The sequence below is a fragment of the Marinomonas sp. A3A genome (assembly GCF_018336955.1).
In the GTDB taxonomy this organism is placed as follows: domain Bacteria; phylum Pseudomonadota; class Gammaproteobacteria; order Pseudomonadales; family Marinomonadaceae; genus Marinomonas; species Marinomonas lutimaris.
This window is the reverse complement of record NZ_CP025532.1, coordinates 3,983,342-3,998,804: the sequence shown is the minus strand read 5'-3', so window position 1 is coordinate 3,998,804 and position 15,463 is coordinate 3,983,342. Positions and strand designations below refer to the sequence as shown.

Sequence of the window (15,463 nt, the reverse complement as noted above, 5' to 3'; positions counted from 1 at the left end):
AGGCACTTGTGTAAGTTAATGACCAATTTTCTGACCACATTCTTTTAAGGATATCAGCCTTATTTTTAGCGGTACGAGGAAATTTTGGCGGTAGAAACGATTCTTCACCATTGAAGCTATAGACCTTGCTCCAATAGCGAATCTGACTATATGGAATGGATAGCTGTTTTCCAAGAACCCTTGGTGATGAAACACCATCAAGACATTGTTGAGCTAATGCAATTTTAAAAGTGCGACTGTACTTTGACATAAAAAAAGAACCCCCAATATTGGTTGTCCAACTATTGGGGGTCACTTCAGGTCGTTTGGAGCCCTGATAGCTATGCTGTTAGGGCTTGTTGGATATCAGGTAAGCATCTTACTGCTGATTGAATTCCGTTAAGATTTCGTCGTAACGTCCAGAAGCTTGAAGTGATATTAAGCCTTTATTAAAAGCATCACGAAGTTCTTCCGCGTTTGGTGCTGACTTTGCTATCAATAGGTATAGATCATTTTCTTCTAGAGGGGGAAGAAGTATCTGTAGCTGGGAACCATCAATGCCTGCGGCTTTAGCTGCTTCTTTTGCGACGGCTAAACTGTCTGCGTACAGCTGAACTTCATCAGAATCTAATGCTTTAATTGCATCAGAAACTTCTGCGTATTCTTTAAGGTTTGTAAATGGGAAGTTATCAAATGATTCTCCGATTACAGTGCCTTTCAACTTTGCAATAGTGTACTGATCAAGCTCTTCAAATGAAGAATAATTAGTAAGAGGGAAGTCAGGCTTTTTGATTAAACCTGCTAGAACCGTGTAGATGGGGATTGAAAAATAATATTCTTTCGCTCTTTCCTCGGAATAGTAGCCGCCGACAATAGCGTCTTTGTCACCGTTTTTTGCGTTGTCCAATGCGTTTTGCCAGCCTGTGAATTCGATTGTAGAGTCATAACCTGATTCAGCAAGTGCTTCTTCTACAATAGCTGTAATGAAGCCGCCTTTCTCTAAACTTTCTGCATAGAATGGTGGCCAGTTCATTGTCGTTAGTTCTACTGTTTGGGCTTGTGCTGTAAGAGGGAGTGCAATAATTAAAGCTGAAAAGAACTTTTGGATCTTTTTCATAAGAGTGCCTCTTTTGTATGATTTTAACTCATTCTATGCACATTTTTGATTATTCTATATACAGTTGTCGTGAATAGATAGAGGATGGTCGTATTCACAGACAGACAAGAAAAATGATTATCACTCTATTAAAGTGACAGTATGTGAAGGCTTGATAGTGTCGGTGTTTCGTAATACTTGGGGATAAACTCTATTTTTATGCACAAAAAAGCCCAGTCTGATGCTGGGCTTTATGTATATGAGCGCTTTGTGGATTATCGAGTATTATCGGCTAATTCACTAAGTAATGCTCGTTGTGCGCTGCGGTATTCGCCTTTTCTAGGTTTGGATAGCTGGTATGAGCCGTCGCTTTGTAAAATCCAGCTTTGAGTATTATCTGTTAGGTAATATTCAAGTTCCTTTTTCACTCGGCGCGTTTGTTTATAGTCCTGAAGAGGAAAGGCTACTTCAATGCGATTATTTAAGTTCCTGTCCATGCCATCAGCACTAGATAGATAAACCTGTGGATTGCGGTTGTTATAGAAGTAATACACACGAGTGTGCTCTAGGAACCGTCCTATGATGCTTCGTACCCTAATATTAGACGATATGCCTTTGATACCTGGACGTAATGTACAGATTCCACGAACAATTAAATCTATTTTTACGCCCGCTTGGGATGCTTTATAGAGTGATTGAACAAGTCTCTGCTCAGTTAAAGAGTTCACTTTAATGATGATGCGAGAAGGGTCACCATTGAGGGCATTTTCCGCTTCTCTATTAATCATTTCCAGCAAGCGATCGCGAAGGGTGAATGGAGCATGTAATAGTTTTTTGACCTTCAGTTCTTTGCTCATGCCAGTGAGTTGTTGGAATACGCGATGTACATCGTCGCCAATCTCTTTATCACAGGTCATAAAGCTATAATCGGTATAAAGACGGGCATTACCTGCGTGGTAGTTCCCAGTTCCTAGATGAACATAGCGAGTCAGGTCTGCGCCTTCTCTACGGACGATCAGGATCATTTTCGCATGGGTTTTATGTCTTACGACACCATAGACAACAATGGCACCAGCGTCTTGTAGGCGGCTTGCTAAGGCTAAGTTCTCAGCTTCGTCAAAGCGTGCACGTAATTCGATGACCACGGTGACTTCTTTGCCGTTACGGGCAGCTTCAACCAATGCGTTGGCAATCGGTGAGCGTGACCCAGTTCTGTATAGCGTCTGACGAATGGCAACAACGCTTGGGTCCTTCGCTGCTTCACTTAATAAGTCGATAACAGGCGAAAAACTTTCAAACGGGTGCATCAGTAGATAATCGCGCTGACGAATAGCCTCGAATAATCCACCAGAGCTAGCGAGTTTTCTTGGCAAACCTGGTGAAAAAGGAGGGTACATCAGGTCGGGACGGTCAACGAGTTCTAGCACTGCCATAAGACGGCTAAGGTTTACAGGACCATCTATCCGATACAAATCTTGCTGTTCTAAATCAAATTGCTTAAGCAAAGAATCGACGATATGAAGTGGGCAGTTTTCGGCGATTTCTAATCGCACTGAGCTGCCGTAATGACGACTCTGTAACTCTGTGCGTAATGCACCAGCCAAGTCAACACCAATATCGTCGGAGTCTACTTCTAAATCGGCATTACGGGTAAGGCGGAATTGGAAACAGCCTTTGACTGTCATGCCTGGGAATAATTGATCAGCATGGGCATGAATGATAGAAGAAAGAAAAACTAGATTATCTCCCCCTTCACAAACGTCATCTGGTAGTTTTACCAAGCGCGGTAGCGAGCTTGGTGCCGGAACAATAGCAAGGCCATTTTCGCGGCCAAAGGCATCACGACCTTCCAGTTCAACAACAAAGTTGAAGGTCTTGTTCGCTAGTCTTGGGAACGGATGTGCCGGATCGAGGCCGATAGGGCTGATGATGGGCAATACATTGTCACGGAAGTAGCGTTTTACCCAAGCGGCTTGTTTTTCATTCCATACAGTACGACGAATAAACTTAACGTTTTCATTTGCCAGTTTGGGCAAAATAATGTCGTTGAGAATGCGGTATTGACGACGTACTAATTTATGAGCGTGTTCGCTAATTAAGCCAAGCACTTTTTTAGGGTGCATGCCGTCAGGGCCATTCTTTTCACGGCTGTATTCTAATTGGCTTTTTAAACCTGCGACGCGTATTTCGAAGAATTCGTCCATGTTTGAGCTGAAGATACACAGAAACATCAGTCGGTTTAAAATTGGGTGGTTTTCATCCATGGCTTGTTCAAGAACGCGCGCGTTAAATTGTAAGTGACTTAACTCGCGGTTGAAGTAGAGTTCTGGATCAGCTAGATCAATCTCTTCAGGTAGGCGCTCTTCAATCGCAACCTTATTGGGATCTTGTGGTTGTTCCGGAATGGGTTCTAAAACAAGCTCTGCGTCCAACTCTAAAGGTGGACTAGGAATGGTTTCTTTTTTATCTATTTCGTTCACCGACTGCTCAGACATGCGCTTTAATTCTCTCTAAATACCGTTTTATTGTGTTGTTGGTATCATTGTTCCTTTGCCTACAGTATGTAGGCATATACTAACAAATTACACCAACGCAGCCTGCTGGTCACCGATTCTGTGTGTTTATTTTTACTAAAAGCCGTTAGCTTTTAGTTTTCAGCAGGCGTGCTGCATCTTTTGCAAAGTAAGTCAGGATGCCATCTGCACCAGCGCGTTTGAATGCTAGGAGTGATTCCATCATTACCGTATCTTTATCTAGCCAGCCATTTTGAAAGGCGGCCATGTGCATCGCGTACTCTCCGCTTACTTGATAAGCAAACGTTGGTACTTTAAGTTCTGTTTTTACTCGGCGTACGATGTCTAAATAAGGCATACCAGGTTTTACCATGACCATATCCGCGCCTTCCTCTATATCTAGCATCACTTCGCGGATGGCTTCGTTGGAGTTAGCCGGGTCAATCTGATACGTAAATTTATTGCCTTTGCCAAGGTTGCCGCTTGAGCCGATCGCGTCACGGAATGGACCATAATATGCCGAAGCGTATTTGGCGGCGTATGCCATGATAAGCGTGTTAATAAAGCCTTCGGCTTCAAGTTCATCACGGATTTCACCAATGCGCCCGTCCATCATGTCAGATGGTGCAACTATGTCTGCGCCAGCTTGGGCATGTGAAAGCGCTTGCTTAACTAAAGTGTCGACGGTGATGTCATTCAGCACGTAGCCTGACTCATCAATAATGCCGTCTTGACCGTGAGTGGTATAAGGATCTAGCGCAACATCTGTTAGTACACCAAGTTCTGGAAAAGATTCTTTTAAGGCACGAACAGCACGTTGTACCAAACCATTTGGATTATAAGCTTCCTCGGCTAGCAAGGACTTTTTATCATTTTCTACAACGGGAAAGAGTGCGATCGTAGGAATGCCCAATTCGACAAGTTCTTTGGCTTCTTCTAAAAGTAGGTCGATAGAAAGGCGTTCAATGTTTGGCATGGAAGGAATGGCTTCACGCACATTATTGCCTTCGATAATAAACATTGGGTAGATTAAATCGTCTGCAGTAAGGCGATGTTCGCGCATCAGGCGGCGAGAAAAATCATTTTTACGCATGCGACGCATACGAGTGTATGGAAATGTCATCCAATATCTCTCCTTTTCGCTGTGTATGAATGTACTTTAGTATTGTTACAATATTAAGTCAGTGCCAGATTAAAAGCTTTGTGTTAAGACAAAACTTTACGGATTTATAGCACTTAGTCTTTGTTTATCCGTTCTTTTTTTGTTTGAGTTTAGATGAGTTGCGCCTCGGCTTCTTCCAATTCTTCTTGTGCCTCGAACCAAGCTTCTTCACTTTCCGCTTGAGCTTTTTTCCATTTCGCCTCGTCGCTTAACAAGCTTTGTAATTTTTCTCTTTGATCGGCTTCATAAAGACTGGGGTCAGCCATCGCTTCAGCAATGCGATCAAGGTGTTCTTGTGCTGCTTGAACCGCCTTTTCATACTTCTCGATCTGCTTGTGAAGCGGACGTAATTTTTCGCGCATTTCAGCGGCTTTACGTCGTTCTTCCTTGCGATCCACTTTATCGAGTTTGTCTCCTGCTAGCTCGCCTTTTTCAAGTTGTGCTGCGCTGGCTTGTCTTGCTTGTAACCATGCATGATAAGTCGGCAAGTCACCATCGAACGCTTGGATTTGATGGTCAGCAACAAGGTAAAATTCATCGACGGTACTGTTAAGCAAATGTCTATCGTGAGATACCAATAAAATGGAGCCAGGGAACTCTTGCAAGGCTTCTGTTAATGCTTGACGCATTTCGATGTCTAAATGGTTAGTTGGCTCATCGAGTACCAATAAGTTTGGTTTGGTCCAAGAGATTAACGACAGGGCTAAACGCGCTTTTTCGCCGCCTGAAAAGCCTTTTACCGCACGCAATGCATCGTCACCAATAAACCCAAAGCCACCTAAATAACGACGAATATCGTTTTCAAGTACTTTTGGTGTGAGTCGTTGAATATGCAGTAACGGCGAAGCTTCTAAGTCGAGGGCGCTGAGTTGATGCTGTGAGAAATAACCGATTTTTAGGTTTTCTCCCAAGATGCGATCACCAGCCAAAATGCTGATTTCGCCAACAATGGATTTGATTAGAGTCGATTTACCTGCGCCATTCGGGCCAAGTAAACCAATGCGTTGCCCATCTCGAAGGGCAAAGTTGGTATTACCAAGCTGAATGGTTTTTGCGCCAGATTCGGATGTATAACCCAAATCAGCTTGTGATAAATTAACCAACAGCTGAGAGGTTTTTTCGGCAACCGGAATCGTAAACTCAAATTGCGAGTCGATATGGGCTGGGCCGATAATTTCCATCTTTTCGAGCATTTTTAAGCGGCTCTGAGCTTGCTTGGCTTTATCGGCTTTATAGCGAAAGCGGTCTACATACTGTTGTAGATGAGCGCGTTTCTCTTGTTGTTTTTCGTAGTTAGCTTGTTGTTGTGCCAAGTGTTCAGCGCGTTGGCGTTCGTAATCCGAGTAGTTACCTTTATAAAGCACCAATTGCTTTTGATAGAGATGAACTATGTGACTACAAATACCATCTAAAAAATCGCGGTCATGGGAAATTAATAATAAGGTGCCGGGGTATTGGCGCAACCAGTTCTCCAGCCACATGACAGCGTCCAAATCCAAATGGTTGGTTGGCTCGTCGAGCAAGAGTACATCGGAAGGGCACATTAAAGCTTTGGCAAGGTTAAGGCGAATTCGCCAGCCACCAGAAAAGTCAGACACGGGTCTTTGCATGTCTGTCATTTTGAAGCCTAGACCTTGAAGAAGTGTTTCGCCTCTTGATTGCGCCGTGTAGCCATGAGCGTTTTCATATTCACCTAACCAGCTGGCGTGAGCGTGATCGTCTCCGCTTGCTTGTGCTTTTGCAATATTTCGTTCTATTTCTCTGAGTCTGTCATCACCATCTAGGCAATAATCCAATGCGCTGCGTTGTGTTTCTTCCACTTCCTGAGCCATAAAGGCTATACGTCGTTGCCCTGGTAAAACAACTTCGCCGGTGTCTGCATGTAGCTCGCCTTTGATCATGGCGAATAAGGAGGATTTGCCTGCGCCATTGGCACCAATGAGGCCGACTTTCTGGCCTTCAAAAATGGTGAGGCTGGCATCTTCAAGTAGGAACTGAGTGCCGCGCTGTAAACTAACTTCAGTAAATTGGATCATAAAAACTAGGAATCTCTTATCTCTAATTAATGAGAAATGATGTTGGCCGTTTTAATCGTCGTTTCAATAGAAAACGTAATGCTGAACATTTTAGAGTGCTGCTAGACTAAACGAAATAGCAAGCGTGCATATTCCCATTACATATCCCCAGTTAATGACGGTTTTAAAGTGGATGATTGATCAGCTCAAGGGTAAAATGGCTGTAATATTAATTTGAATTCTTTTAGTCAGGCTTTGAGCCTGAACAAGGTGTGCTTTGTGAACAATGTAACCATCAATGAAATACAGCGTTTTTCCTTTGATAATAGTAATGTTCGTGGTGAACGAGTGTTACTGAATGACGCTTATCAAGAAATCATCAAACGTAAAGAATACCCTCTAGCGCTTGAAAAACTTCTTGGTGAGTTTGTTGCTGCGATTGCGCTATTAAGAGACATCGTCAAAATAGATGGAGTATTGTCTATTCAAGCCAAAGGCAACGGCTTTCTGTCGACCTTGATGACGGAATGTGACGAGCAGCAAAACCTTCGTGGTATTGCTCAATGGGATGACAACCAAGAAGTGCCTGAGACTATTTCTTTAAAAGATGTGCTTAAAGGCGGTTACTTGGCAATTACTATCCAACCACGTAATGGTCAGCGTTATCAAGGTATTGTAGAAATTGTTGGTGATACTTTGTCTGAATGCCTTGAGCAGTACTTCTCTCAGTCTGAACAGTTACCAAGTCGCGTTTGGTTGGCGGCTAATGGTGCACAATGTGGTGGTTTGTTTTTGCAGCGTTTGCCAGAAGAGCAGGCAAAAGAAGGCGACGAAGATGCTTGGGAACGTTTGACTCATTTAGCTTCTACCGTGAAAGAAGATGAATTACTTGGCCTTGAAACAGGCGAGTTGCTGCATCGTTTGTACCACGAAGAAGAAGTTCGCTTGTACGATACAAAAGTAATGCAGTTTGGTTGTTCTTGTTCTCGTCAGCGTACTTTAGACGCTGTTATGTCTTTAGGCACTGAAGAGATTCGCGAGCTTCTTATCGAACAAGGTAGCGTGAAGGTCGACTGCCAGTTCTGTGCAGAAAAGTATGAATTTACTGAAGACGATTTGGTTGATTTACTGGGTGATCAAGCCAAAACCCATTAATTTAAAATACAATAGACGCTAAAACTAAAATGTGGCGTGATTGACAAGGTCACGCCACGAAATAATACCAATGACATGATCTTCGTCGTCCGTCACTGGAAGACAGGAAATGTCTACTCGTTTTAGCCAAGCAACAATGTCTTCAATAGGCGTTTCTGCTTTGACCGCAATCGGTTGTCGTGTCATTACTTGATGGGCAGCTCGGTTTAACGTATCTAAGTCTCTAGGTTGCTCTGAAACGCTATCAATAAAAGGGCTGATTAGGCGCAACAGATCCCTATCTGAAATGATGCCAACCAGTTTGCCTTTTTCAACTACTGGTAGGTGATGAAAACCATTCGTTTCCATGATTTGTCTGACATTAGGTAAGCGCTCATCCATTTCGACACAGATGACATTCTTCACCATGATATCTTGTGCTTTCATAGGCACACTCCCTCAGTACATAAAATATAGAATTTAGTATATTTATACTGAACATTATTTTTTTAATATAACAGCGAAATCGAAGCATGTTTTTTCTTAATGTTGTTAACATCGTCTTTCTTGTCGCTAAAGTCAATAAAATGAGCATTATCGTGAAAGTGAAAATGTGAATATATCTACATTCTTATACTAAGGTCTCAAGACATTATTTTTAAAATCCGTATAATTGATTTACACCTGCTCAGAATCCCTTATTAAGCTGATTTTCTATGTACTTTCGGCATACGAGCAAAGGCGTTCTGATGAGAGGGTGGAGAAAGTAAAGTCGTGTGTTCTGACATACTGCTGCTGGTCAAAAGCCCTTTTTCTGCATCACTCTCAAATTCACAATTGGCTATGACACGGCGAAATCATATGACCTCAAATTCTGTAGACGTTTTACTAGTCGGGGGTGGTGCCATGAGTACCACCCTAGGAGTGTTACTAAAGCAACTGGACCCTAGCATGACCATATTAATGGTTGAGCGTTTAGGGAGTATTGCAAAGGAAAGTACCGATGGCTGGAATAATGCTGGTACGGGCCATGCTGCATACTGCGAACTTAATTATACTTCTGAAAATACTGATGGCTCTGTCAATATTGATAAAGCTGTCACTATTAACGCTGCCTTTGAAATCAGTCTTCAGTTTTGGTCTTATCTTGTAAAACAAGGTTTGATGCCAGCGCCTCAGGAGTTTATTCATCGTGTGCCACATCAAAGTTTTGTATGGGGGCAGCGTAACGTCGACATGCTAAAAGCTCGCCATGCTGCAATGAGTGCACATCCTGCTTTTAGAGAAATGCAATATACGGAAGACCGTGAAAAAATGAGAGAATGGATGCCTCTTATTATGAATAACCGTAATGACAGTGAACCACTTGCTGCAACACGTGTTGAACATGGTGCTGATGTAAACTTTGGTGCTATTGCTCGTAATATGAGTAAGCATTTAGAAGGCTTGGACAACTTCGAGTTAAACCTTAATTGTGAAGTTAAAGATTTACAAAAACGATCTGACGGCCGCTGGGACGTTGAGATTGAGCAGAATGGCGCTCGCAAAACCATCGACGCAAAATTTGTCTTCCTAGGTGCCGGCGGTGGTGCTTTGCCTTTGTTGCAAAAAGCAGAAGTGCAGGAAGGCAAAGGTTTTGGTGGTTTCCCTGTTAGCGGTCAGTGGCTAGTGTGTGAAAAACCGGAATTGGTTGAACAGCATTTTGCCAAAGTCTATGGCGCTGCGCCTATTGGTGCACCACCTATGTCTGTACCGCACTTGGATACACGTATCATTGATGGCAAAAAAGCTATCTTGTTTGGTCCATTTGCTGGCTTTACGACGAAATTTCTAAAAACAGGTTCATTTTTTGATTTGCCGAAGAGTGTTCGCTTCGACAATATCAAACCAATGTTAAGCGTTGGTAAAAACAACATGGACCTGACTCGCTACTTGATTAGTGAAGTTATGCAATCTCATAAAGACCGCTGTAACTCATTGCGTCAGTTTTTTCCTGATGCAAAGGATGAAGATTGGGAGCTTGCGTACGCTGGGCAACGAGTTCAGATCATTAAGAAAGACGAGAAACTAGGCGGTAAGCTAGAATTCGGAACCGAAGCAATTACGACTCAAGATGGTTCTCTTGCCGCTTTGTTAGGTGCTTCTCCTGGAGCTTCAACAACAGTGAATACCATGATTGGTATTCTAGAACGTTGTTTCCCTGAGCGTGTCGAGTCGCCTGAATGGCAAGCGAAAATGAAAGAAATGGTGCCTTCTTACGGTGAATCATTGGTAGAAAATACCGACTTACTTCTTTCTATTCGAGCGAACACATTAGAGACTCTAAAATTAAAGCCTTAACGTAACTTACCTTGATAGAATACATTTTTCAAAAGCTGGGAATCCCCAGCTTTTTTGTAGATTAAATTAATACCACCATTGTGAGATTGAATATGACAATAACCTTTGCTGACCGCGCAGATCAGTTGTGTGACAGATTGCGAGACATGGAGCATCAAGCAGAAGAAGGTGATCAGCTATTTTACTGCGCTTATCTTCTAGGGCTTTTGGGCTTGCATAGTAGTACAGAAGGAGAAGGGCGAGAAGAGTTTGATCATGCTTTCACTGGAGTCTTACAAGATACACTGGAAGCCGAAGGCGTAACAGACGGTGATCAAGAAAACATTAAAGCATTGTGGGAAACAGTAATTTCCACAGCGGCTTAATAGTTTATTGCCTCTGCTTGAATAATAAAAAGGGAGCACCAAATAAGCTGGCTGCTCCCTTTTGCTATCCATCACTTTTTATATCAATAAATAGTATTAGAGTACTGGTTTATCTGGGTGTGGTGCATATGCAAAAACGTCAGAAAAGCAGTTTTCTTTGCTAAGACCTTTTAGTTCCAACTGGTCAAGCGTGCCATACACCATGCCAACAGATCCGCTGATAAAAGCTGCGCTTTTACTGAGATCTGGATGATCAGCTAAAACCGCTTCGTATAACCAGCCGCTTCGTCCGTGCCATTCATCGCCTTTCTCATTCACTATGACATCTAATGTAAAAGGTGTGTACTTGTGTGCTTCTTCTAGCCAGCCCTGAGCAAAGACATCTTCTGAGGTTCTTAGCCCCCAGTAGAATGACACATTACCAGTAAAATTTTGCTCGACCAAATGGCTGTACAGGCTTTTTATTTGAGCAAACCCCGTTCCACCAGCAATCAATAAGATATTTTCTGGATTAGAATCTAGAACGCCATTGGCAATATGACAGTCTCCACCTGGTGCTTTTATTGTAATGCTATTGTTGGACTTAATGTGTTCAACGACTTTACTGGCAAGAGATGCAGAATCTGAAACAAGAATATATAGTGTCAAAAATGGCAGCTCATGCGGTGCACTACCGATGGAATAAGGAACTTGCTCGCCTGTTGGTAGTGCCACCATTAGATATTGGCCAGCTTCAAATGTTAGATCATCTACCTTTAAGGTAATCTGATATACATTTTGGTTGATTGATTCAACAGCACTTACCGTCGCGGTAATTTCTTTCATTTAAACGACTCCAATATTAGTCACGCTCCCTAAAGATGGTAGCGGCGGAATTTGGTTGATTATGTAAGTAAAAAAAAGCCACTTCGTAAAGTGGCTTTTCTACCGCAGACTTCTCGCTGCAGAAGTATCTACTTATTTATTTTTGCCTTTCATTGACTCAAAGAACTCATCATTAGTTTGAGTTACTTTTAGACGGTCAATCAAAAATTCTGTTGCTGCAACGTCTTCCATCGGATTCAGTAGTTTACGAAGAATCCACATACGTTGTAGTTCATCTTCAGATGTCAGTAAGTCTTCACGGCGAGTACCTGAACGACGAATATTGATTGCAGGGAAAGTACGTTTCTCAGCAATTTTACGGTCTAGGTGCAATTCGGAGTTACCTGTACCTTTGAATTCTTCAAAGATAACTTCATCCATTTTAGAACCTGTATCAACAAGCGCCGTTGCGATAATAGTTAAGCTACCGCCTTCTTCGATGTTACGTGCCGCACCAAAGAAGCGTTTTGGGCGTTCTAGTGCGTTTGCATCCACACCACCAGTCAATACCTTGCCTGATGAAGGGATAACAGTGTTGTAGGCACGTGCCAAGCGTGTGATGGAATCCAATAGGATAACAACATCACGTTTATGCTCCACTAGACGTTTTGCTTTTTCGAGTACCATTTCAGCTACTTGAACGTGGCGAGTTGGTGGTTCATCGAATGTAGAGGCAACCACTTCTCCGCGAACGGTACGAGACATTTCGGTTACTTCTTCTGGACGTTCGTCAATCAGTAACACAATCAAATGACATTCTGGATTGTTACGAGTAATGGCATTGGCGATGTTTTGTAACATAAACGTCTTACCAGCTTTCGGCGGCGAAACAACCAATGCACGTTGACCTTTACCCATTGGGGCAACAAGGTCAATGATACGAGATGTCACGTCTTCAGTAGAGCCGTTACCAGCTTCCATCAATAGGCGTTCATCAGGGAATAAGGGTGTTAAGTTTTCAAAAAGAATTTTGTTACGAACGCTTTCTGGCTTGTCAAAGTTGATTTCGCTGACTTTTAGTAGAGCAAAGTAACGCTCGCCATCTTTTGGTGGACGAATTTTTCCGGCAATAGTATCGCCAGTACGTAAATTAAAGCGTCTGATTTGGCTTGGTGATACATAAATATCGTCTGGACCTGCTAAGTATGAGCAGTCAGGTGAACGAAGGAAGCCAAAGCCATCTTGTAGAATCTCTAAGATACCGTCGCCATAAATGTCTTCCCCACCTTTTGCATGACGCTTTAGGATTGAGAAAATAACATCTTGCTTGCGAGAACGAGCCATGTTTTCTAGGCCCATTTCTGCTGCGATTTCTAAAAGTTCGTGTACTGATTTCTGTTTTAAGTCGGTAAGGTTCATAAACGGGTTTTGTATTAGCTCATTTGAGGAAAATTGACGGAATTAGAGTTAATCAATTAGTAACAATAATTTGTGTCTGGAAGTATTTTACAATGTATCAGCTACTCGGCACCAAAAACACAGAACAAGATGGTTAAATTTTTGTTCAGGTTTAAACAAGCCCGGATAGGGCAAAAGCCAATACAGCGCGAAACAATTTGATTGGGATCTAAATGTGATCTGATTACTGATTTATCACTATCAAGACCATCCATACTATAGTTCGACTTAAAGGCGAGGTCTATAGTGAAACTCAGGAAAAAAACACTTTCTGGTAATTTTTTGATCAAACTCAGGCTTTTCGCGGCCTCAGCTAGGCGGTTTTTTTGAATTAAGTCATTAATAGGCCTTGCTTTTCATTAAAAGGCGCTAAATTTTATAAAAAATTCATCAAATACTTCGTTGTTTTTGGGGTTTTGTTGCCAATGACATCGATCAGTAACTGATATACTCTTGTCCTTATTAAGACTTCGGCATCATAAGGCTTTTTGAATGCAATCACTCTTTTTGCAACAATCTCATGACTTCCCATTTGAAAAAATTGCGGCCATAGACTTAGGCTCAAACAGCTTTCATATGGTTGTCGCCCAAGTTACTCATGGGCAGTTAAGAATCACTGGAGAGTTTGGAGAAAAGGTTCAGTTGGCCGCTGGTTTGGTTAATGGCCATTTGGATGAAGCTTCCCAACAGCGGGGCTTAGATTGTTTAGCACAGTTCGCGCAAGTCATCGAAGACATGCCGCCTGGCTCTGTTCGTGTTGTTGGTACCAATGCCTTAAGGGTTGCCAAAAATCGCTATGACTTCATCGGTAAAGCGATGGATATCATGAGTCATCCTGTTGAAATTATTGCGGGTCGAGAAGAAGCGCGTTTGATTTACGTGGGTGTATCCAGAACAATGGATCATGGCGATGCAAAACGTTTGGTGGTTGATATTGGTGGCGGCAGCACCGAGTTTATTATCGGTAAGCAGTTAGAGCCAATATTAACGGAAAGTCTTCACATGGGCTGTGTGAGTTTTAAACAGCGCTTTTTTGATGATGGTGTCATCAATAAGTCTAACTTTCAAAAAGCAGTCACTGCAGCTCGTCTAGAGTTACTTAGCATCCAAGACGATTACCTTGATGAAACATGGGATGTGGCGATTGGTTCGTCAGGTACAGTTAAAGCGGCTTTCAATATTGTTAAGGAAAATAATTGGAGTAAGAAGGGGGTTACGTTAAAAGCGCTGAAACAAATTCAAAAAGCGTTGTTTGCTGCAGGGCATGCTGACAATATCGATTTGCCTGGTCTAAAACCTGAGCGAAAAAGCACCTTTGCCGCTGGTATTGCCATATTGACTGCTGTATTTGAATGCTTTGATATTAAGCAAATGGATTTTTCGAACGGTGCATTAAGGGAAGGTGTTCTGTATGACATTATGGGGCGTTACGCTGAAACCGATATCCGTGAGCGTACCGTTAACTATATGTTGAACCAATATCATATCGATACAGAGCAGGCAAAACTCGTCACGCATACCGCATTATCTGCATTAGCCCAAGTGAAAGATGATTGGAATTTAAACAGTATTTCCAGCGAAGATTTATTGCGTTGGGCAGGTCTACTTCATGAGGTCGGGGCAGGTATTTCGCACAGCAGATATCATAAACATGGCGCTTACATTATCCGTGAATCGGACATGCCAGGCTTTTCTCAGCAAGAGCAACAAGCGTTGGCGAATTTAATTCTTCGTCATCGACGCAAGTTTACTCAGTCTTTAGATTACCGCTTTACGAAAAGTGATCAGCAGGACTTAGACCGCTTGTCTATTTTGCTAAGATTATCGATTTTATTGCACCACGACCGAAAAGAAGGCGACATGCCTATTTTTACTTTAAAAGCGGATAACAAAAGTCTTCATGCTGAGTTCTTACCTGAATGGTTAGATAGTAGACCTTTGACTTTGGCCAATCTCCAGAGAGAGGCTGAATCGCTCGTTTCCGATGGGTATACTCTTACTTTTAGCTGAGTGAAAAAAGCGCTGCTTTGGTTTAGGTTAGTTTATCAATAGATCTATACAAAGCAGCGACTTCTTCTCGCTGAAGCCCTGTTACTCGCGATAGTCGTCCAATACTGGACGAAATTTGCACAGACTCTTTCCCTTCATTGTCTTTTTCTTCCGATTTTTCTGGATCTAGTTGTGCGGTTAGTAGCTGTTTAGCACGATCTGACAGTTGAACTGGGTCTTGTTGCCGCGGTGAATCTTGGCGCACAGAAACATCCGCCGACGTTGTGACGCTAGGCAGATACAAAGGTTTGCTAGATACAGATGAGATCGACAAAACATCCACCTGAGATATGTTATTTGAGATACTTTATAGAATAGTACAAAAAATGATCTGTGTGTATGTTTCTTCTCAGTATTATCCACAACGCATCGTGAGTTCAGGAAATAACTTTTTATATCGCTAAATAGCCAGTTGATCTCTCTCAAGAGCGTTTCAAAGTAACCATTTTCCTATTTATTTTGTGCACGCATTCACCATATTAGTGTCATTGTTATGTAAGGATGATATTGTTTGCACAATGTCTATCAGCAATAAAATTAATTAAATA

13 protein-coding genes are annotated in these 15,463 nt (G+C 42.3%); 4 read left to right on the top strand and 9 right to left on the bottom strand.

Annotated elements, in window-relative coordinates:
* From CYL31_RS18785 to CYL31_RS18765, 5 genes are all read right to left on the bottom strand, one after another.
* Nucleotides 1–250, bottom strand: a 250-nt coding sequence (locus CYL31_RS18785; RefSeq protein ID WP_212916660.1) for a transposase, incomplete at its 3' end; no start/stop codon positions are given.
* Between the two features lie 108 nt (nt 251–358).
* Complete coding sequence (locus tag CYL31_RS18780; protein WP_212916659.1) at nt 359–1,096, bottom strand: substrate-binding periplasmic protein; 738 nt, start codon at nt 1,094–1,096, stop codon at nt 359–361.
* Between the two features lie 254 nt (nt 1,097–1,350).
* Complete coding sequence (gene ppk1 / locus CYL31_RS18775) at nt 1,351–3,570, bottom strand: polyphosphate kinase 1 (protein ID WP_212916658.1); 2,220 nt, start codon at nt 3,568–3,570, stop codon at nt 1,351–1,353.
* 145 nt (nt 3,571–3,715) lie between these two features.
* Nucleotides 3,716–4,711 carry a porphobilinogen synthase gene (hemB, locus tag CYL31_RS18770; RefSeq protein ID WP_212916657.1) on the bottom strand — a complete coding sequence of 332 codons (996 nt, stop codon included), beginning with the start codon at nt 4,709–4,711 and terminating at the stop codon, nt 3,716–3,718.
* A gap of 149 nt (nt 4,712–4,860) precedes the next feature.
* Nucleotides 4,861–6,786: an ABC-F family ATP-binding cassette domain-containing protein gene (locus tag CYL31_RS18765; protein WP_212916656.1), complete on the bottom strand. Its 1,926-nt coding sequence runs from the start codon at nt 6,784–6,786 to the stop codon at nt 4,861–4,863.
* Between the two features lie 258 nt (nt 6,787–7,044).
* On the opposite strand from CYL31_RS18765, the gene hslO reads away from it, so the two are divergent.
* Nucleotides 7,045–7,920 (top strand): Hsp33 family molecular chaperone HslO, encoded by an 876-nt coding sequence (gene hslO, locus CYL31_RS18760; protein ID WP_212916655.1) that lies wholly within the window; start codon nt 7,045–7,047, stop codon nt 7,918–7,920.
* A 24-nt stretch (nt 7,921–7,944) separates the two neighbouring features.
* Here hslO and CYL31_RS18755 read toward each other — a convergent pair whose 3' ends face one another.
* Nucleotides 7,945–8,346: a CBS domain-containing protein gene (locus CYL31_RS18755; protein ID WP_212916654.1), complete on the bottom strand. Its 402-nt coding sequence runs from the start codon at nt 8,344–8,346 to the stop codon at nt 7,945–7,947.
* 342 nt (nt 8,347–8,688) lie between these two features.
* On the opposite strand from CYL31_RS18755, the gene mqo reads away from it, so the two are divergent.
* Nucleotides 8,689–10,239 carry a malate dehydrogenase (quinone) gene (gene mqo, locus CYL31_RS18750; RefSeq protein ID WP_430010744.1) on the top strand — a complete coding sequence of 517 codons (1,551 nt, stop codon included), beginning with the start codon at nt 8,689–8,691 and terminating at the stop codon, nt 10,237–10,239.
* A 92-nt stretch (nt 10,240–10,331) separates the two neighbouring features.
* A complete protein-coding gene (locus CYL31_RS18745) occupies nt 10,332–10,604 on the top strand; it encodes a YfcL family protein (RefSeq protein ID WP_212916653.1) in 273 nt (90 codons plus the stop codon).
* 96 nt (nt 10,605–10,700) lie between these two features.
* Here the strand turns inward: CYL31_RS18745 and CYL31_RS18740 are convergent, their stop codons facing one another.
* Together CYL31_RS18740 and rho are read right to left on the bottom strand one after the other, a co-directional pair.
* Nucleotides 10,701–11,429, bottom strand: coding sequence for an NAD(P)H-flavin reductase (locus CYL31_RS18740; RefSeq protein WP_212916652.1), 729 nt, complete (start codon nt 11,427–11,429; stop codon nt 10,701–10,703).
* 132 nt (nt 11,430–11,561) lie between these two features.
* The gene (rho, locus tag CYL31_RS18735) at nt 11,562–12,827 is read right to left on the bottom strand and encodes a transcription termination factor Rho (RefSeq protein WP_072842412.1); all 1,266 of its coding nucleotides are present in this window, start codon (nt 12,825–12,827) and stop codon (nt 11,562–11,564) included.
* 531 nt (nt 12,828–13,358) lie between these two features.
* Here rho and CYL31_RS18730 point away from each other — a divergent pair.
* The gene (locus CYL31_RS18730) at nt 13,359–14,876 is read left to right on the top strand and encodes a Ppx/GppA phosphatase family protein (protein ID WP_212916651.1); all 1,518 of its coding nucleotides are present in this window, start codon (nt 13,359–13,361) and stop codon (nt 14,874–14,876) included.
* Nucleotides 14,877–14,898: 22 nt separating this feature from the next.
* Here the strand turns inward: CYL31_RS18730 and CYL31_RS18725 are convergent, their stop codons facing one another.
* Entirely contained in the window at nt 14,899–15,189 is a 291-nt protein-coding gene (locus CYL31_RS18725) for a hypothetical protein (protein WP_212916650.1), read from the bottom strand.
* Nucleotides 15,190–15,463: the final 274 nt, after the last annotated feature.